Origin of the sequence: Vibrio sp. zbq_1, from assembly GCF_043102935.1 — a bacterium.
Lineage (GTDB): Bacteria > Pseudomonadota > Gammaproteobacteria > Enterobacterales > Vibrionaceae > Vibrio > Vibrio parahaemolyticus.
Genome location: NZ_JBICJH010000041.1, coordinates 75,609 through 96,108 on the forward strand (window position 1 = coordinate 75,609; position 20,500 = coordinate 96,108).

Annotated in this window: 12 protein-coding genes; 5 read left to right on the forward strand and 7 right to left on the reverse strand. The window is 45.4% G+C overall.

Features of this window, described 5'->3' with window-relative positions; genetic code table 11:
- Positions 1-112 precede the first annotated feature (112 nt).
- The 5 genes from ACF8CV_RS18230 to hemL form a co-directional block, all read right to left on the reverse strand.
- Positions 113-1,795, reverse strand: a complete 1,683-nt coding sequence (locus ACF8CV_RS18230) for an ABC transporter substrate-binding protein (protein ID WP_005461274.1) — start codon at positions 1,793-1,795, stop codon at positions 113-115.
- Between the two features lie 909 nt (positions 1,796-2,704).
- Positions 2,705-6,091, reverse strand: coding sequence for a response regulator (locus ACF8CV_RS18235; RefSeq protein WP_005461251.1), 3,387 nt, complete (start codon positions 6,089-6,091; stop codon positions 2,705-2,707).
- 226 nt (positions 6,092-6,317) lie between these two features.
- Entirely contained in the window at positions 6,318-7,343 is a 1,026-nt protein-coding gene (gene rsmC / locus ACF8CV_RS18240) for a 16S rRNA (guanine(1207)-N(2))-methyltransferase RsmC (protein ID WP_021449999.1), read from the reverse strand.
- An 86-nt stretch (positions 7,344-7,429) separates the two neighbouring features.
- Positions 7,430-8,515 carry an AI-2E family transporter gene (locus ACF8CV_RS18245; RefSeq protein WP_005461253.1) on the reverse strand — a complete coding sequence of 362 codons (1,086 nt, stop codon included), beginning with the start codon at positions 8,513-8,515 and terminating at the stop codon, positions 7,430-7,432.
- 337 nt (positions 8,516-8,852) lie between these two features.
- A complete protein-coding gene (gene hemL, locus ACF8CV_RS18250) occupies positions 8,853-10,148 on the reverse strand; it encodes a glutamate-1-semialdehyde 2,1-aminomutase (protein ID WP_005488434.1) in 1,296 nt (431 codons plus the stop codon).
- Positions 10,149-10,395: 247 nt separating this feature from the next.
- Between hemL and erpA the strand changes: the two genes are divergently transcribed.
- The 3 genes from erpA to vmeK all read left to right on the forward strand — a co-directional run bounded on the left by erpA (position 10,396) and on the right by vmeK (position 15,102).
- On the forward strand, positions 10,396-10,737 hold the full coding sequence (gene erpA, locus ACF8CV_RS18255; RefSeq protein ID WP_005461279.1) for an iron-sulfur cluster insertion protein ErpA: 342 nt from the start codon (positions 10,396-10,398) through the stop codon (positions 10,735-10,737).
- Between the two features lie 108 nt (positions 10,738-10,845).
- Complete coding sequence (gene vmeJ, locus ACF8CV_RS18260; RefSeq protein ID WP_138938297.1) at positions 10,846-11,961, forward strand: multidrug efflux RND transporter periplasmic adaptor subunit VmeJ; 1,116 nt, start codon at positions 10,846-10,848, stop codon at positions 11,959-11,961.
- Between the two features lie 9 nt (positions 11,962-11,970).
- A complete protein-coding gene (gene vmeK, locus ACF8CV_RS18265) occupies positions 11,971-15,102 on the forward strand; it encodes a multidrug efflux RND transporter permease subunit VmeK (protein ID WP_138938296.1) in 3,132 nt (1,043 codons plus the stop codon).
- A gap of 24 nt (positions 15,103-15,126) precedes the next feature.
- Here vmeK and ACF8CV_RS18270 read toward each other — a convergent pair whose 3' ends face one another.
- Positions 15,127-16,416 (reverse strand): peptidoglycan DD-metalloendopeptidase family protein, encoded by a 1,290-nt coding sequence (locus tag ACF8CV_RS18270; RefSeq protein ID WP_005490383.1) that lies wholly within the window; start codon positions 16,414-16,416, stop codon positions 15,127-15,129.
- A gap of 130 nt (positions 16,417-16,546) precedes the next feature.
- Between ACF8CV_RS18270 and tyrS the strand changes: the two genes are divergently transcribed.
- Both tyrS and ACF8CV_RS18280 read left to right on the forward strand, forming a co-directional pair.
- Positions 16,547-17,734, forward strand: a complete 1,188-nt coding sequence (tyrS, locus tag ACF8CV_RS18275) for a tyrosine--tRNA ligase (RefSeq protein ID WP_005479092.1) — start codon at positions 16,547-16,549, stop codon at positions 17,732-17,734.
- A gap of 418 nt (positions 17,735-18,152) precedes the next feature.
- Positions 18,153-18,998, forward strand: coding sequence for a magnesium transporter (locus tag ACF8CV_RS18280; protein WP_005494055.1), 846 nt, complete (start codon positions 18,153-18,155; stop codon positions 18,996-18,998).
- Here ACF8CV_RS18280 and dacB read toward each other — a convergent pair.
- Positions 18,977-20,398 carry a serine-type D-Ala-D-Ala carboxypeptidase gene (gene dacB / locus ACF8CV_RS18285; protein WP_021486744.1) on the reverse strand — a complete coding sequence of 474 codons (1,422 nt, stop codon included), beginning with the start codon at positions 20,396-20,398 and terminating at the stop codon, positions 18,977-18,979. The two genes, ACF8CV_RS18280 and dacB, sit on opposite strands and share 22 nt — an antisense overlap.
- Positions 20,399-20,500: the final 102 nt, after the last annotated feature.

The following is a 20,500-nucleotide window of genomic DNA, read 5'->3' on the forward strand; positions in this document are numbered from 1 at the left end:
CGAAATTTAGAGCGAAAAATCCCCTGACGACGAGCGCCACATATTGGTTTCGTTATTAGGGGATTTTTATAGGCGGCACACGGGATGTGTGCCGCGAGAAATGAACTTCTACTTATTTAACTGGTTTTAGGTCCAGTACGTGAAGTAGACGCTCTGGGATACCAGCCCAAATGTTTGGACGGCCCTTAGGATTTTCTTCGTTCCACCAACCAGTGAAGCGAGTTGTGTTGTATTGGTACATGTAAGCGCCAGACAACACAGGGATAGTAACTTGATCCTGAGCGATGATTTGCTGGATACCATGAGCGATTTCTAGCTGCTCTTGCTTATCAGCTGTTTTGTAGAAGCTGTTAAGTAGGCTGTCTAGCTTGTCGTTCTTGTAGAAGTGCATCGCGAAACGAGGCATACCATCGCCAGATTGTAGCTTCGAGTTGTAACCGCTATCCCAGTACAAGTGTGGATCTGCACCGTGGAAGTAGTTGGTGTAAGCAACGTCGTAAGTACCTTCTAGCATTGCTTGGTTGTACACAGAGAAGTCTGGAGTACGAGCACGTGCTTTAATACCAACTTCTGCTAGTTGCTCAACCGCTAGTTGTACGGTGTTGTTGAAGTCCGTCCAACCGTTTGGCGATTGAATTAGAAGCTCAAAAGACTTACCTGATGGTGTGTCTACGAAGCCATCTTTGTTCACGTCTTTGAAGCCAGCTTTCGCTAGAAGTTTCTTAGCACCTTCAACGTTGTACGTGTTGTAGCCTTTGTACTTGTTGTGAGTTGCTTCGTCAGACCAAGCTTCGAATGCGTAGCCAAGGCCAGATGCGAAGTCGTTCACTGTACCGCCACCGTAGAATGCGATGTCGATGATAGTTTGACGGTCAAGCGCCATAGAGAACGCGCGACGGAAGTCAACGTTTGTTAGTGCTTCGTTCTTAGCAGCGTCTGGGTTTTTGAAGTTCACTACGAACGCTTGAGTACCTGCTGGCGGGTACCAGTAGTGGTGGTTCGGGCTTGCTGCTGCGTAAGTACGGTCAATGTCAGGAACGAATGAAGAAGTCCAGTCCATCTCGCCGTTAACAATCTTACCTAGGAATTGGTCGTTGTTTGCGATTTGAGGTACACGTAGACAGTCAACATCTAGGTTGTCAGCATCCCAGTAGTTCGGGTTTTGACATTGGATGTACAATTGTGGAGTGAACGTATCGATCACTGTGAATGGGCCTGAACCTACAGGATTTTCGTTAGTAAACGTTGCTGGATCTTTCACTTTGCTCCATACGTGCTTAGGTACAACTGGTACTTTAGCAATTTCGTAAGGAACGTTAGAGTTTGCTTCGCTTAGACGGAATTTAACTTGGTAGTCGTTAACTTTCTCAACACCAGTAACCCAAGAGTTGATGCCTGACTGGTCTAGCTCAGGCTTCTCTTTTACTAGATTGAAAGAGTAAACAACGTCGTCAGCAGTGAATGCTTGACCATCAGACCATTTCACGCCTTTACGAATATCGAAAGTTACGCTCATTAGGTCGTCAGCCATTTTGAAGTTTTCAGCTAGACGGAATACCGGAGTGTTACCGTGCATTTCGTTGAAAACAACTAGTGGCTCGTAGATGAAGTCGGTTGTTGTGTGCAAGTTAGTTGCACCCAAGAAAGGGTTAAAGTTACGAACGAAAGTTGTAAACTCTTTAGGGTGGATAGTCAGTTCACTGCGTTCAGCCGCAGTAGCTACCGATGCAAAACCTGTAGTAGCTGTTGCAATAATTGCTGTTGCTAGTGCTGTTTTTTTAATATTGGCAAGCATAGCTGTTCCTTACTATTTGCTTTCATTTCACTAAATGGAATTGAATGTCATCAATTGATAAACACTCTCCAAGACCTACCTCTTCGTTTTTCGTTACTTACGCTTTTCACATTAAGTCTCGTTAAGAGTGGCCTGTAGGCCTTAGGCAGGAGTAAGAAAACACCTTATCCATAAAATAATCAAACTCGATTCCCGTTAAAAACGTTAAAAACACACCCGCCCACGTCATAAACGTCATTTTGTTTGCTTTTAGCTCGTTCTTGGTTGAAAAATGAACATTGATATGTGTCGCAGTTTATATCCGTGTTTTGTTTGTGTGTTAGTAGATGCTAACGTTGTGGGGTGGGTTTTTAAAGGGCTTACTCTGTCTATCTAAGGTTCGGAGATCTAGATCACATGCGTTGAAAGCGTTAATTAATCAGGTGAAATTTAATCTGCCGTTCTGTTGTGATTGACTTCGCAATCTCTGTCAATTGTTGGTCAATTTCCGTTTGGAATATGAAAAATCGTCTTTTTTACCAGCGAAATTAAGGGGGGGATTATGCTTTTTTTACAAGAAAAATGAAGTCTAATTTCCCATTTATCAAAGAAGAATGGCGGATTGATAAATAGTGCAATACAACACTTTTTAACTACGGTGTTTTTTCGTTTAAAGAAGAGGAGAGTTCCGTCGAAGTTGCTAGGAAATGAGCTCAATTAAGAAGAGTGCTTGAGGCCGTCGCTAAGATTAATGGTGTTTGTGAAAATGTCAGCTCGTACTAGTTCGTTGAGTGCATAGGAGCATACATTCACCGTTTACATGTCATGCATTTTTGTTTTTTGAGAGGGGAGAGTGCGTACCACCCATAGGTAGAAAACAATAGGTATAAAAAGCCCCGCATTGAGCGAGGCTTGTATTTTATGAGAGGTTTAGCTAGTGAGCAGTCTTTGCAATTTGTCGCGCTGTGCTTCGATGTAAGCACGTTCAGGGCTCTGTTCTTTACAGTGTTCAAGAATAAACTCAATCGAACTCAGAACCGTTCTCCAGCGCGGTGTTTTAGGCAGAGTTTCGATACGCATGTATTTATCGAGCGTGCGGGTTTGCAGTGTGCTTCGGTCGAGGTAGACGCGCCACAGCCCACTTTGTTCGGCAAACGCAAATTTACTTTCACCCGTAACAGACTCCCAATAGTCCAATGCATGCGTCATGGCATCGACCAACACTTCACGCATCAAATCTTGCTTATCTTTTTTGTTGCCCAAAGCCTTATCAGCCAAACGAGTAAACTCTCCACCAAGCTCTTTGAGTTTCTGCAACTGGTCTCTATCACCATCGAATGCATAACTTGAGAGTACTTCTACCGCAGTTTCTAGGTTATGAATACGCGCGGCGTTAGCTCCACCACCGACATTAAAGATGTACATCACATCTAAGCCGGAGCCTTCTGGCAGTTTTAGAATGTCGGCTTCAATGTTTTGACGAATATCCTCGATGTAGATATCAATCTTGCCGCAATAATGAGGCTGCTTCACCGTCAAATATTTTGGTGCGATCAGTTCATCAGCTGACGAGCGTTTAAGTTGCTCTAAACTGCGTTTGAATAGCTTACAAGCCGCTTCGTTAGCAAAACGAATACGCTGATCTTCTCGCAGACAAATAATAGCTTCCGGAGCAGATTCTAGCTGTTCTAACAAACGACCTTGAGTTTCAAGAAGGCTTGCTTCGACGACAGCTCGCTGTCTAAGCTCTGACTCCAGCACTTTGTTTTCCATATGGCGCATTTCCGCTTTACTTGCTGTTAAATGCGCTTGGATACGTGCCGCCAACTCTTGTTTGTTGAATGGCTTCGATAAGTAGTCATTCGCGCCTGCTTCAAAGCCTCTCACACGGTCTTCTGTTTGGCTGAGAGCGGTGAGCATAATGATCGGTAGCTCAGCATGATCATAGGTTTCACGTAGTTCACTACATACTTGGTAGCCGCTCATGCCGGGCATCATAATGTCGAGTAACAGCAGTTCCGGCTTTTCTTGTTCAACCAGCGCCAGCGTTTCTGGGCCATCTGAAACGGTACGAACGCGGTATCCTTCTAGGCGCAAGAAGCTTTCCAGTACTCGCAAGTTAACGGGTTCATCATCTGCGACGTAAAGCAGTGGGCCATCAGGGTTCTCTGGTAGCGATAAGTCGTCGCCATTTTCCAAATTAATCTCAGGAATTTGAAAGTGCCCGCGCGCCACCAAGGTTTGAGTTGCTTGGATTTCTTCTTCGCTGGCCAATGGCAGTGTGAAACTAAACGTGGTGCCGACCATCGGCTGGCTGCTCACGTAAAGTGAACCGCCCATCAACTCAATCAGTTGGCGGCTAATCGATAGTCCCAGTCCCGCACCTTGACGATAGCGACTTGCATCTTGGCCAGCTTGAATTAAAGGCTCAAAAATATGCTCAAGATGTTCTGCTGGAATCCCCTGACCAGTATCGACCACTTGCACTCGGACGTGATCGTCAACAATGGTAGCGGAAATGACGATCTTACCTTCTGAGGTGTATTTAATGGCATTGCCAATCAAGTTATACAGCACTTGCTCGAGGCGTTGAGGATCGGCCGAAACGGCTTTCAGGTCGGCTGGTACTTGGTTGATGATGCGAATGGTCTTATTGCCTAGCAGGTGATTAGAAAGCTCAAGCACCAAGCGTGTTGCACTGGCTAAGCTTACTGCCGATTTTTGGATATCCATGCTGCCATAGCGCATTTTGTGGTAATCCAATAAATCGTCTACGAGGTTAGCTAAGCGTTGACCACTTTTGATAATGATATCAAGTTGGTATTTTTGACTGGCGGGAATGACTCCATTTGCTCCTGACACAAGGGTTTCTGCTATCCCAACCATGCCATGTAGCGGTGTACGCAATTCGTGCGAGGTTGTTGCGAGGAACTCATCTTTCAGTTTATCAGCCAGTTGCAACTCATCATTTTGCTTCTGAATCAGCTTGATGTTGCTTTCAAGTTCTTCGTTTTGCTGTTTGATGGTTTGGATTTTTTCTCGAATCGAGCGCTGCATACGTTCGAAGCTGATAGCCAAGCGACCGATTTCATCTTTACGTTCGGTATTGAATGTCGTTTCGTCGAGGTCGCCAGCGGATACTTTCTCCGCCGCCCAAGTCAGCTTCAGCAGTGGTGATGTAATGAAGTTGGACAAATAATGCGATGCAATCACCACAAGAATGATCGCGATTAGCATGGCGATAACGAAGAGCTTTTCCAGTTGATGAATGCGTGAAAACGCCTCTTTTTCTGGAAGTTGAACCACGAGCGCCCATGTAATACCGCGTGTTTGAATTGGGGCAAATGCAGCGATAATTTCTTCGCCAAGTCCATTGGTGTAGGTGCCAACGTCGGTTTGTCCCGCTAAAGCTTTATCGATGACTTCAAGACTGTTTTGAATACTGTCTTGCTTGGTATTAATCGTACGTGGTTGCTGATCGCTGCCGACCAGTAGAGTGTTGATGGACGATTCACGGTTCTTATCTGCGATCAGTTTGGTAATGCCGTTGTTTGGTAAACGGAACATAGCATAGCTGTGCAAATAGCCTTGCTGAACGATAGGTGCACCAAGCCAAGCGACTTGTCGACCATGTTCCAGTTCAAAATCAGAAATAATGACGGGCGTATAATCTTCATTCACTTTGCGGCGTTCGTTGACGTCATCAGCTAGACGTTTAAAGGTTTTACCTAATGCCGAGTCTTTATAGCGCCCTGTTAGTAGGTTAGTACCGTAGTTGTCGTCTTTATTGATGGAATAGGTCACGTTGCCGTTAATATCGACCAGCAAAATATCATTAAAATCTGAGCGTTTGAGTAGCTCCAGATACGCCCAGTGATAACGTTTGTGGAGTAAGCGATAACGTTCACTGCCGACATAATTTGAGGACTCCGGCAAAATCGATGTTTTGATTTGGTCACCGCTGCCTTCTATATAACGTTGCTGAGCATTTTCACGTGCTTCTTCAATATCATTGCCTAAACGGCTAAATGCATTGACGAGGCCGTAAAAACGACCACCACTGGCATACGCGAGCTCAGAGCGTACAAATCCCATGACTTCGGTTTCTTGCGCTTCGAAGTAGTCGAGGATCTGTTGTTGTTTGGTATCACGAACAGAAAGCAGATGTGAAGTGCTCTGTTCTTGCAGATCTTTACTATGGGATTGCAGGAAAAAAATCGCAGTGATGGTAAGAGGCGTAATGCTGAGGACAAGAAACGCAGTCATCAGCGTACTCTGAAGGCGCTTAAATTTCTGTTTTTTGTAGAATTTAAACATGGATAAGATTACAACTCGTAAAGGGCTTGCACGGGTTGAAGGTGCTCGCCTAGGTTCTCGTTAAAAACGGATAAGAAGTTAAATTCGATAGAATTAACAAAATTAACGAGTTTTTTTTCTTTGACAAGAAAGTTAGTTGCAAAGCGTGCAGAGTCACGCAGTTTTTCTTACAAATGGGGCAATTTGAGGAAAGAAGCGCACAGGTTCTTGCCTGCGCGGCTCACAATTACGATTTTTTCGCGTAGTAGATAGAGAACTTATTGGTCTTATTTAGCGTCTCGCAATTATTGAATGCGTTCTCAATAATTGGTGGGTATTTCAAGAAGCTGTTCGCAACAATGATCATCTCACCATGGTTTGAAAGATGTTGTGGCGCGTGACCTAACAGAGTTTCAGCCGCGTTGTAATTGGTGTCTAAACCACTGTGGAATGGTGGGTTGCTGATGATAAATCGGTAGTCATTGGCCGTATCTGAGTAAATGTCAGACGCAAACACGCGACCAGACAAACCGTTGGCTTCAAGCGTTGCTTGGCTTGAGGTGATGGCATACGCGTTGATATCACACATCTCAATCGCAATTTCTGGGTTTGCTTTCGCCATGAACGCGCCTAAAACACCGGCACCACAACCAAAATCGAGCACTTTGCCTGACAAGTTAGGTAAGGTTTCCAGTAGTAGACGGCTGCCTAAGTCAAATTCACCATGACTGAATACGCCCGGTAAACTTTTTACTGTAAGTGACTGCTCACCAAGGGTTACCGTGTAAGACTTAAACCACTCTTCTTGATTGAATGGCTTTGGCTCATTTAAGCAATTACCCCAGTAGAAAGAGCAGCGGCGAGCTGAGTCGTATTTGTTCACAGGGCCATATTCTTTGAACATCTTTTCAATGCTCTTTACACCGGAACGGTTTTCACCGACAACCACAATCTCCGTGTTCACGCCCAGTTTAGCCATAAGCATGGCAAGCAAATATTCGGCTTCTGCTTTCGCTTTTGGCCAATACAGTAGGAGCATGTCGGCTTGAGTATCCACATCAAATTCAGAACCAAAATGGCTTTTTATTTTGTCTGAGTGACGGATTTGACGGAAATAGCTGTAGTTTGAAGTAAAGACTTCGACCGATTCACAGTGTGCGGTCAGTTCCAGAGGGAACATATCTTCGACTTCACCTGCAACTAAAACATGTTTTCCGTTGAAGTACTCTAGCTGACGCTGAGCGATTTGGCTTGGAGCGATATAGGCAGACATAAATTTGGTTCATCAGAAATAATTAGGGCCAGATTTTCGCACAATCTGGCCCAAGCTTGAAGCTGTTGCTTACTATTCAGTGGCGGCTAGCTGTTGTCTTGTTGGTTGAGGAAGTCTTTGAATTCCTCTTCATAGATATTAAACAGCACCATGGTGACCGCAAAAATCAGTGGGCCATAAATCAAACCAATCAAACCAAATAAGTGCAGACCACCTAATAATGAGAAGAAAATCATTAAGGTATTCATGCCTGCGCTGCCTTGCATCAACAATGGACGCAGCAAGTTATCAATCGAACCGACGATGACTACACTCCATGCGGTTAGGAAGATTGCCCACGTCATATCACCGGTGAGGAACAAGTACGCGGCGGCTGGTATCCAGATCAACGCCGTACCGACAACTGGAATGAAGGAAGCAAAGCCCATCATTGTTCCCCAGAATAGGCCAGGGAAGCCAGCTAGCCACATACCGATACCGCCCGCTAAGCCTTGCGCGATAGCCGTTAAAAACGAGCCCATGACTGCGGACTTCGAAACTTGTTCTATCTCGGTCAAGATTCTATCTTCTTGGCTACGAGAGAGTGGCAGAATATGTCGAATGGCCGAAATGATTTTGTCGTGGTCACGTAATAGGAAGAAAAGCACAAACAGCATTAGGAAAAAATCCATCAAGAAGTTTGTTGCATCACCCAGAATTTTCGCACTGATCGCGACAAGGTTTGAACCAAAAGTGGTAGCAAATTGCCCGATTTTTTCGGCGATGGCTTTTGGCTCGATTTTATCGAAAGGTAAGTACTCATTAACAATGGATAGACCTTTGATAACCCAAGGATGTTGGAAGATGTCTTGAATGCCACCATTGGTGACCCATTTGTACGTATTCTGAGAAAAAACAGAGCCTTGTTGAACAATTGCAGCAAACACAAACAGTAGTGGAATGACAATAATGAAGGTCAAAACTACGCACGTGAGCAGCGATGCCGAATTTTTGTGTTTTGGCATTTTACGCTCAAACCACTCATGCACAGGAAACATAAGCAGTGAGATAATGAAAGCCATTACGATCGAATTGATGTAAGGCTCGACCAATAAATAGCAAGCAAAAGCAGCGGCGAGTAGAGCGATCATTAATACACGATGACTCGACGTGATTTTTACGTTGTTTGGCATGAGATAAATCCAACTTACGGATGACGTTTACAATGGCTCGCGTTGATATCAGCGCGAAACCTTTATTACTTTGCACCGGCTTTCCTTTCAGCCTTATGACACAGCTGAATTGGGAAGGGGTAAATGACCTTGTTATAATGACTACAAATCAGATGGTTATCAATCAAGAGATGAAAAATGGGTTGTTGTAACGGCGATAAGAAATGTAAATCTGAGAAGAAAACCAAACGTATTCCGTGGTTTGGTATTGTTCTAGGCGTGTTAGCTGTCTTGGTAATTTTGAACTGGCAATAAAAAAGGACCTTCCGGTCCTTTTCTTATAACTTGCGTGTAGCGCTTATTTTGCTTCTGCCGCAATGATCGCAAAACAGCGATCCGCCGCTTCTAGTGTCGCGTCGATCTCTTTTGAACCGTGCGCTAGAGACGTAAAGCTTGCTTCGAATGCTGATGGCGCGAGGTATACGCCGTGATCTAGCATTAAGTGGAAGAAACGCTTGAATCGTTCGATGTCGCACTTAGTTACGTCTTCGTAGCAAGTTACTGTTTCTTGGTCAGTGAAGAAGAAGCCGAACATGCCGCCCACTTGGTTAACAACTAGTGGGATACCGTGTTTCTCTGCTAGAGACTTAAAGCCATCTGCCAGTTGCTTAGTTTTAGAAGCTAGGCGTTTTTCATTGCCTTCTTCTTTTAGAAGGTTCAAACAGGCAAAACCTGCAGCCATTGCCACTGGGTTACCAGAAAGCGTACCAGCTTGGTAAACAGGGCCTGTAGGCGCAACGTATTGCATCACTTCTTTACGGCCACCGAAAGCACCCACTGGCATACCGCCGCCGATTACTTTACCTAGCGTGGTTAGATCTGGTTTGATGTTGTAGTGTGCTTGTGCGCCGCCAAGTGCAACACGGAAGCCTGTCATTACTTCATCAAAAATCAGCAGTGCGCCTTCTTGATCACAGATTTCACGCAGGCCTTCATGGAAGCCTTCTACTGGTGGGATACAGTTCATGTTGCCCGCCACCGGCTCAACGATGATACATGCGATTTCACCTTTGTTCGCTGCAAACAGTTCGCGTACAGAATCTAGATCGTTAAATGTTGCCGTTAGCGTGTGCTTAGCAAAGTCTGCGGGAACGCCTGGAGAGCTTGGTTGACCAAGGGTCAGAGCGCCAGAGCCTGCCTTTACTAACAAGCTGTCTGCGTGACCGTGGTAACAGCCTTCAAACTTCATGATCTTGTCACGACCAGTAAAGCCACGAGCGAGACGAATCGCACTCATGGTTGCTTCTGTACCAGAACTTACCATACGGATTTGTTCCATTGATGGTACGAGTTCAGACACTAACTCTGCCATCGCGATTTCCATCTCTGTTGGTGCGCCAAAGCTCAGGCCACGTTGTGCAGCGTCGATAACCGCTTCACGAATAACAGCGTGGTTGTGGCCAAGAATCATTGGACCCCAAGAGCCAACGTAATCGATGTACGCTTTACCATCGGCATCAAAAATCAGTGCACCGTCTGCTCGTTCGATAAATAGCGGAGAACCGCCAACGCCATTGAATGCACGAACTGGTGAATTTACACCGCCAGGAATGGTTTGCTGAGCTTTTTGATACAGCTCTGATGATTTGGTCATGGGGTTATCCTCTTTTGATTGCTCGGACCAAGTGGGGCGCATTGTACCTAGCTATAATCAAGTTAGAAACGTTTTGCTTAATTTATGTGTTGTTTCGCAGTGTAATCTTACATATCAGCGACCAATCTAAAGAATCGGCGGCGAATACTTGAACGAGTTTGTCAGGTATTGGATAATCGTCCTCAATTAGCACAAATTTGACGTCTTGCTCCAGGCTTGACGCATTACACGAGTGAGAGAGGTCTTCGTGAGCGAAGTAAACGTACCATTATCTTTTTCTGATGCTGCAGCATCTCGCGTTAAGGCACTGATTGCAGAAGAAGAAAACCCAGCATTGAAATTGCGCGTATACATTACTGGTGGCGGTTGTAGCGGCTTCCAATACGGCTTTACTTTCGATGAGAACGTAAATGACGGCGATACAACCATCGAAAACAGTGGCGTGACACTGGTTGTTGACCCAATGAGCCTGCAATACCTGATTGGCGGCATTGTGGATTACACCGAAGGGTTGGAAGGCGCTCGCTTCTTCGTTAACAATCCGAATGCAACAACCACATGTGGTTGTGGTGCATCATTTAGCGTGTAATTGACACGATGACAGGCAGCCAATTGGCTGCCTGAGTTTTACGTAGCAGGATGTCACGTAAACATGCTCTCAGCGCTCCGCAGGAGAGAATAATAAAAAGGACTTTGTATGTCTGGAACTTCGTTTGGGCGACGTTTTGTCGAACGTCCGTGGCTAGTATCTCTCATCCTTATTTTGCTACTTGTTGCTTGGTTGGCTGCAGGGCAGCTCAAAGCACAAGGTGACCACACCTCATCCCCATCTCTCCAATCTGAAAACACGCCCTTAGCTAAGGTGATGTTTGATACTTTCATCGCAAAACCTACCAGTAAAACGATAGAACTTTATGGCCGAACCGCACCCAATCGCCAAGCTCGTCTTGGTGCAGAAGTGGCCGGTAAAATTGTCAGTCTCAGCATCAATAAAGGGCAACTTGTTAAGCAAGGGCAAGTGATTGCTAACATTGATAAGCGGGATTTGGACAGTCAGCTCAAACGCGCTCAGGCCATGCTGCGAGTGAAAGAAAAGGAGTTTAATGCCGCAAAATCGCTCAAAAGCAGGGGGTTACAAGGCGAGGTGGCCTTTGCGACTGCGGAAGCCGCGTTAGTCGATGCAAGAGCGAACCTCAATAATGTCCAAACCGCTCTCAAGAATACCGAAGTTAAAGCGCCCTTTGATGGCATTGTTGATCATCATTTTGTCGAAGTGGGTGACTTTGTCGGTGTGGGCGATCCAATAGCGACAGTGATTGATTTAGAGACTCTGGTCATTGAGGCCGACGTTAGCGAGCGCCACATCCAGTATCTTAAAGAAGGTCTTCAAGCGGATGTCAGAACGATCAATGGTCAGCATCACTTGGGGACTTTACGTTATATTGGTCGCGTTTCCTCCGTATCGACCAATACGTTTCCGATTGAAATCGAAATAGATAATCGTAATTCGCTCATCCCTGCGGGGATCAGTGCGGAAGTGCAGCTCCCTTTGAATGAAGTGCTAGCGATTAAAATTACCGCTGCAATGTTGGCGTTAGATGAAGAAGGGAATTTAGGTGTCAAAACACTGCAAGATGAACACGTTAAGTTTGTTCCTATCCAGTTAGTCAAAGCAGAAGAAGATGGCGTTTGGTTATCTGGGCTTGGCGAGCAAGCGGACATCATTGTATTAGGACAGGGGTTTGTTCGTGATGGCGATACCGTGATTGCGAATAAAGTCGGTGATGTCGCTACCGATGCGGCCGAAAAATAGGGAGGCAGCATGTTTAGTATAATTGACGCTGCGTTATCCCGATCAAGAACGATGTTGACCTTGTTGGTGATGATCCTCATCGCAGGGGTCATTACTTACGTCACCATCCCAAAAGAATCTAGTCCCGATATCACTATTCCTATCATTTACGTCTCTGTGGGGCATCAAGGTATTTCTCCAACTGATGCTGAGCGTTTACTGGTTCGTCCTATCGAACAAGAACTGCGCTCAATTGAAGGGGTGAAAGAGATGACATCGGTTGCCTCCGAAGGCCACGCCTCAGTCACTTTGGAGTTTAGCGTCGGCGTGGATCTCGATAAAGCGATGGCGGATGTTCGCGACGCGGTCGATCTGGCGAAACCTAAGTTACCTGCAGACAGTGATGAACCGACGGTCAATGAAGTCACTTTTGCTTCAGAGGAGCCTGTTTTAACTGTTGTGCTTTATGGCACGGTGCCAGAGAGAACCATTGTTCAAATCGCACGAACGTTGCGTGACCGATTAGAAAGCTTCCGTCAGATCTTGGAAGTCGATATTGCTGGTGATCGTGAAGATATTGTCGAGATCGTGGTTGATCCGCTTTTAATGGAAAGCTATGAATTGGATCAGGCCGATATCTATAACTTGATCGCACTAAACAACCGAGTGGTTGCGGCGGGGTTTATCGATACAGGATATGGGCGCTTTTCGGTCAAAGTTCCGTCGGTGTTTGATTCTCTGAAAGATGTTCTCGAATTGCCTATCAAAGTGAATGGCAAAGAAGTGATCACTTTTGGTGATGTGGCCACAGTTCGCCGAGCGTTTCGTGATCCGGAAAGCTTTGCCCGCTTGGATGGTGAGCCTGCCATTGTGCTTGACGTGAAAAAGCGTGCTGGCGAGAACATTATTGAAACTGTCGCGTTAGTTAAAGAGGTGATTGCTCAAGGGCAACTGCGTGCAGAGTGGCCAAGTAATTTGCAGGTTAAATACACTTGGGATCAGTCGGATGATGTCAAGCTGATGCTTAGTGATCTGCAAAACAACATTCTCTCGGCAATCATTTTGGTGGTCATCGTTATTATCGCGATCTTGGGGGTAAGAACGGCATTGTTGGTTGGGATCTCTATTCCAGGATCTTTCTTAACGGGGCTGTTAGTTCTCTCTGTTTTTGGTCTTACCGTAAACATCGTGGTGCTGTTTGCCTTAATCATGGCGGTCGGCATGCTGGTGGATGGTGCAATCGTCGTCACTGAGTTTGCCGATCGGAGAATGCAAGAAGGCACGCCGCGTAAAGAGGCATACCGAGACGCAGCTAAACGCATGGCATGGCCGATCACCGCCTCTACCGCGACTACGTTGGCGGCATTTGCTCCGCTTCTTTTTTGGCCGGATATTACCGGTGAGTTTATGAAGTACTTACCGTTAACGCTAATCGCGACGTTAGCGGCGTCATTGGTGATGGCTTTGCTATTTGTGCCTGTTATTGGCGGCATTATTGGTAAACCTCAGGTTATCAATCCTAAAGCCCAACAAGAAATGGTGGAGCTACACAACGGAAACTTTGAGAAAGCGACAGGAATTACCAAGCTTTATTACAAAACCTTGTTTGTGGCGATTCAACATCCTTGGAAAGTGCTGCTGAGCGCGGTATTGCTGGCGGGTGGTGTTGGATTTACTTACAGTAAAGCGGGGTCAGGAGCTGAGTTTTTCCCTGAAGTCGACCCGCCATTTTTCACCGTAAAAGTACGCTCTTACGGGGATCTTTCCATTAATGAGAAAGATATCGTAATGCGAGAAATTGAAAAGGTCATGCTGGGTCATGATGAGTTTGAAAGTGTCTACACTCGCACTGGATCGAGTGATAATGGTGACGAAATCGGTCAGATTCAAATAACTCCTGTGGATTGGCAATATCGTCGTAAAGTCAAAACGATCATTGAAGAGCTAAAAGCTACCACCGACCAATTTTATGGCGTTGAGTTAGAGTACAAATTCCCGGATGCCGGCCCTCCGGTTGAACATGATTTGGTGATTGAAGTTTCTTCTCGAAGTATGAGTATAGGCGAGCTAGATGACGCCGCGAAGCTAGTTAGGCTTTGGGCAGATAGCAACCCAGCACTGACTAATTTGAGTGATACCACCAATAAAGAGGGGATTGACTGGCAAATTGACATTCGACGCGACGACGCTTCTCGTTTTGCTGCCGATGCAACTTTGGTGGGAAATACAGTTCAATTTGTCACGAATGGTCTGAAAATAGGGGACTATTTACCTGACGATGCGGATGAAGAAGTCGATATTTTGGTTCGCTACCCACAAGAGAAGCGAGATATTGGTCGATTCGATCAGCTAAGAGTGAAAACCGCTGCAGGTTTAGTGCCTATAACCAACTTTGCTCAAATTAAGCCAGACCACAAGCAAGATACTATCCGTCGTGTTGATGGTCATCGAGTTATCAACATTAAAGCGGATATGGTGGAAGGCTACAATTTGGCGCTTGAGTTACCTAAGATTGCCGCTGAAATGGAACAGCTCGGTTTACCGGAAGGCGTTGAATATAAGATTCGAGGTCAAAATGAGGAGCAGGAAAACTCATCAGCATTCTTGCAAAACGCTTTTGTTGTGGCTCTTGGCGTTATGGCGCTCATTCTCATCACGCAGTTCAACAGCTTTTATCAGGCATTTTTGATTTTGAGTGCGGTGCTGTTTTCAACGGTCGGGGTTTTTGCTGGGTTGCTTATTTTCCAAAAACCATTCGGCATCATCATGTCTGGCATTGGTGTGATTGCCTTGGCTGGTATCGTAGTTAATAACAACATTGTACTGATTGATACTTATAACCAAATGCGAAAAAGAGGACTGGACAAAGCAGAGGCTATCCTGCGGACCGGTGTGCAACGTTTGAGACCGGTGCTATTAACCACAATTACGACCATTTTAGGGTTGTTACCGATGGTTCTAGAAATGAACATCGATTTAGTTAATCAAAAAGTCGAATTTGGTGCGCCGAGTACGCAATGGTGGTCTCAGTTAGCGACGGCAGTAGCGGGGGGATTGGCATTTGCTACGGTGTTGACGTTGGTGCTTACGCCTTGTTTGCTTATGTTGGGAAGAGATCATCTTGCTAAGCCCGAACCTGATGAAAGCGAAGAGGCAGCGTAATGCTGCCTCTTTTTACTTTTCCGTTTATCTCATTGCCAGTAACTTACTGTAACGATCCAGCTTGTCCATACTGACTTTTGCATTCGCCATGAAGGTTTGTCTTGCTTTACCTGTTAACGATTTGGATTGCGGCAAATTCACTGTTCTTGGGTTTTTGTGCACGCCATTTACTAGGAACTCATAATGTAAGTGAGGTCCTGTCACACGACCTGTTCCACCAAGCGTACCGATAGTTTGACCTTGTTTAACACGTTGACCCGTTTTGACTGTGCGCTTCGTTAAGTGCAGATACTTGGTAATGTAAGTATTGCTGTGCTTAATGAACACGTAGTTCCCGTTGAACTTGTTGTAAGCCGATTTTTGCACCACACCATCACCAGCGGCCCAAATTGGCGTACCAACAGGTGCTGCGTAGTCAGTGCCTCGGTGAGGACGTACTCGACCCGTAACTGGGTGAAGACGACGTGGGTTAAAGTTTGAAGTCACGCGACGGAAATCCAGTGGAGCGCGCAAGAAGGCTTTTTTCATCGCTCGGCCATTTTCGTCGTAATATTTGCCCGTTTTTTCATCTAAAATAGCCGTAAACGTATCGCCCTGGTTTTTGAATATCGCAGCGATGATTTTTCCGCGACCAATGACTTCACCTTCTACAACTTCTTCTTGATACAGCACTCGGAAAGAGTCGTTTTTGCGAATATCGAGTGCGAAGTCGATATCCCAGCCAAAAATTCCTGCTAGCTCCATGATTTGGTTGCCATTCAAGCCAGACGAAATTCCTGCGTTCCAGAAGTTGGATTTGATGGTTGCCTCGGCGTAGTTGAATTGGTAATCGACCTCTTTTTTATCGACCTCAGAAACGTATTTGCCGTCTTGCAGTTTGATGCGAAAGGTTTCGAATGCGCTTAACGTACGGCGCAGTTGAACCAAGTCGTTTTTCTCATCAAAACCAAATTGCAATTTATCGCCCGGACGAAGACGAGTTAACTGCTGTTCAATTTCTTTATCGGAGGACACTAACTCGTGCAGTAGACGAGCAGATAGTCCCACTCGATTAAATAGAATGGCGGCGCTCTCGCCATTTTTTACTTTGTAAGTTTCCCAGCGCAAAACCGAAGACATCTGAGAGGAGCCATTTAATGTCGTCAATTCAAGTGAGATTGGCACAGGATAGTGTTGACCAACTTTTAATCGGCTTTGTTGCGGGTTGAGGTCTTGCGGATCGGGCAGAAAGAACAGTGCAATGATGATCAGAGCACTAAAAAAACCGATCAATACTTTGTGCAAGAGTGGAAGTCGGACAAAAATCGAATGCATGAGGTACTTGATTGCTAAATTAAACGGAAAAAGTGACAACTACCTAGTCTAACGTGTTTCAAAATGCATCGCTATTCAAGTAATATGTTCAGCTATTATATTTTTGCCAAATCTGTGGGAGTGAACAAGAATGGCGAGCATTGAAGCTGCACTAGCCGAGATTAAGCGCGGTGTTGAAGAGCTGATTCCAGAAGAAGAGCTAATCGCAAAACTAAAAGAAGGTCGTCCTCTACGTATTAAATTGGGCGCCGATCCAACAGCACCTGACATTCACCTAGGCCATACGGTTATTTTCAATAAGCTTCGCTTGTTCCAAGAACTAGGTCATGAAGTGACGTTCCTAATCGGTGACTTCACTGCAATGGTTGGTGACCCAACAGGTAAAAACACAACTCGTCCACCGCTAAGCCGCGAAGACGTACTGCGTAACGCTGAAACGTACAAAGAACAGGTGTTCAAAATTCTAGATCCTGCGAAGACTAAAATTCAGTTTAACTCTGAGTGGCTGTCTGAGCTGGGTGCAGAAGGTATGATTCGTCTGGCTGCAAACCAAACCGTTGCTCGTATGCTAGAACGTGACGACTTTAAAAAGCGTTACGCAGGCGGTCAACCAATTGCTATCCATGAGTTCATGTACCCACTTCTGCAAGGTTGGGACTCTGTCGCGATGGAAACGGACGTTGAATTAGGCGGTACAGACCAGAAGTTCAACCTTCTAATGGGTCGTGAACTGCAAAAATCTCACGGTCAAAAACCTCAAGTTGTACTTATGATGCCGCTTCTTGTTGGTCTAGACGGCGAGAAGAAGATGTCTAAGTCTGCGGGTAACTACATTGGTATCAGCGAAGCGCCAAGCGAAATGTTTGGTAAGATCATGTCGATCTCTGATGACTTAATGTGGAGCTACTACGAGCTGCTATCGTTCCGTCCTCTAGAGGAAATCGAACAGTTTAAAGCGGATGTTCAAGCGGGCAAAAACCCACGTGATATCAAAGTGCTACTTGCTAAAGAGATCATTGCACGTTTCCACAGTGAAGCCGATGCAGATGCGGCAGAGCAAGAGTTTGTGAACCGTTTCGCTAAGAACCAAATCCCTGACGAAATGCCAGAATTTGACTTTGATGCTGGCACTCCAGTAGCGAATCTTCTAAAAGATGCTGGTCTGTGTGCGTCAACGTCTGAAGCGATGCGCATGGTAAAACAAGGTGCAGCGAAGGTTGAAGGCGAGAAAGTTGCCGACGCTAAGTTTGCGCCAGAAGCTGGTACTTACGTATTCCAAGTTGGTAAACGTAAATTTGCACGTATTACGATTAAGTAATCCATAATTTTTACGTATGGAAGCGCCCAATGGGCGCTTTTTTTTGTTCCTAAAATTGGCAAAAAAAGAACAAAGCCCACCTGTAAATATGGATTAACTTTGCTACTATACTTGCGCTGCTAATCAGGGCAGCGATATCGGAGATTTACATGAACAATACCGACCATCCTCCCAGTCGTTGGGTGAGTAAGATTAAGGGAGCGAAATAACCCGCTTCGGTATTGGCGATCTCCGTCTTACCCGAGTGGTGAGGCATCTTTTCTAATTTTCTTCTCGTTATTTCCTTCATACATTCTGAATAGACAGTGCTTTTGCATTGGTGAATTCTCGTGTTTGTGTCATCTATCGGCATAAAGGCGTGATGAGCTTGTGCTTGTGTTGTCGATGGTCGTTACCAATGCCAATCGGGAGATTCGCCATGACGGTAATGAACAACACTTTTATTGAAACAACACCAAACTTTTCTGAAGTAGAAATTGGTGCAGCTCGCAATGCGTTTTTGAAATACGATCAAGAGCAGCAACTTCATTTGCTCACCATCATGCCAATAGATGAAGCGGTGGGGATTTTGAAGCACTGTTCTGTAGGGTATGTGAACAGTTTGATGTCTCAGCTTGAGCATGCGGGTCATGATAAGCGTGCGCGTCACTATGCGCACCAATTGGGTTTGCATGTGTCGGAAGTTGATACTCCTGACGGTTACTTATCAACAGGCGTACTAGAGCATGTAAAGCAGCGAATCGGCTGGATTATTGCTCTCGCTTTATTGGGGATCGTTTCTGGGCTGATTATTGCTCAGTATGAAGATACATTGAGCCAACTGGTTTTACTTGCAGTGTACATGCCGGTGATTGCGGCGGCTGGTGGTAATACGGGCACTCAAGCGGCCACATTGGTCATTCGTGCATTGGCCACAGGTGAGCTTAAAAAGCGTCAGTGGTTAGCAGTACTTTGGAAAGAAAGTCGCGTAGCGCTGTGTCTCGCATTAGCGATCGCAATAGTTATGGTTGGACGCATTATGCTTTTTAGTGCCGGCCAATCTACGGGGGGCTTTGAACTGACAGACATCGCACTTGCAATCGCCGTTGCTTTGTTTATTCAAGTCTCAATTTCCACAACGCTTGGCGGTTTGTTGCCAATAATTGCCCGTGCTTGCAAGCTAGACCCAGCCGTATTGGTGAGCCCTGTGCTTGCATCAATCGTTGATATATCAGGTATGTGGATTTACTTTACTGTGGTGAATTACTTCTTAGGTATCGCCTGACTAAAATTCACGATGTCACGGTAAAATAACTGCTCAAAATGCGTAATAGGGGCGATGACAGGTTTGTTATCGTCCCTTTTTTCTGGAAAGTAGTCTGAGACAAACTGGACGAAAATAGTATTCGGCTGGCCATTTTTATCTAAACCATAACCCGCCATGTTGTAGGTTCCGTACAATGAACCACTCTTGGCAATCAGTTGACCTTTGATTGGGGCATTCCGCATGCTTTGGCGGTATTGCAGCGTACCCGATTCGCCTGATTTAGGCATGATGGCAATCAGCTTCAGTGTTTTTTCATTTTTCCAGATATAACGTAGGATTTCCGCCATTTTGGTCGCAGAAATACGGTTGTTTCTTGAAAGGCCCGATCCATCTTCCAAGCGTGCGTTACGGATATCGATGCCAGTGTTGGCGAAAATGATCTGTTTGATCGCTTCTGTACCATTGGTAAAACTTCCGGGTTGAACAAAAAATTTCGCACCCAATGTTTTCGTTAATGTGTCTGCGATCAAATTGTCAGAATGCTTGAGCATGTCATCAAGTAAATCGGATAGCGGCTTTGATTGATGTAATGCCATCAATTTACGTTGTTTCTGTGGCGCTGAACCAATCTTAATTTTGCCTTTGAGCTCAATACCTAATTGCTTGAGTAACGTACTGATATTTTGACTGGTATAACGTTCAGGATCTTGAACCGCAAATTTGAGAGGCAGCGGCTTTTCTCGTTCGACTAAGCATCCTTTTAATTCGTAGCGATTGTCTGGGTTAGCAAGCAGGTCTAAATCGCAATGGCGGCTCTTTTGAATCGTCTTAGAAACGGTCTCGACCGAACTTTTAACACGAATAGGTTGATGCTCAGGCACATAGACTCGAGTCCCGCCATCTTTTTGCGTATAGATAGAAGCTTGGACGCAGTTGTTGTTGAGTGTAATGCTAGAAGCCGGAGCGCTGTAGCAAACCCCCAGAATGTCCCACGGCCAACCCACCGCTCGGTCATACCCTGTAAAGGCACTGTTGTCTAACCACAAGTCACCGTTAATGCGCGTTAAACCATTTTTTTTCGCCAATGACAGCAACGCTTTCAAATCTTGTGTTTGTAGGGTGGGATCTCCGACAAAGTAGATAACGGCATCGGAATTCGAGGTTTCAAGCTTTGTTCGAAATGCAAAGCTGTCCCCTAACTCTAATTTAGCAGCTAAGGCTGTGACAATTTTTAATGTGCTCGCTGGTGGAAATAGTTGGTCTGTTGGACGGATACCATCGAGCGTGGAACTTTCGTTTAGTTTTTCTGCAACTAAGCTGATACGGGCGCCCTCTGGCAATACCTCTTGATGAGGATACGCATAAGACAATAACGGAAAAATAAGAGAAGAAATGAGTAGAGGCCAACGTAAACGCATAGTGTGATTTTCTAGGGTTAGTTATGTGATTGAGTATACGCAAGTCCACTCAATATGCTAGGCGCATCCAAGAATGCTTGGTTCATCATTAATATTGAGACA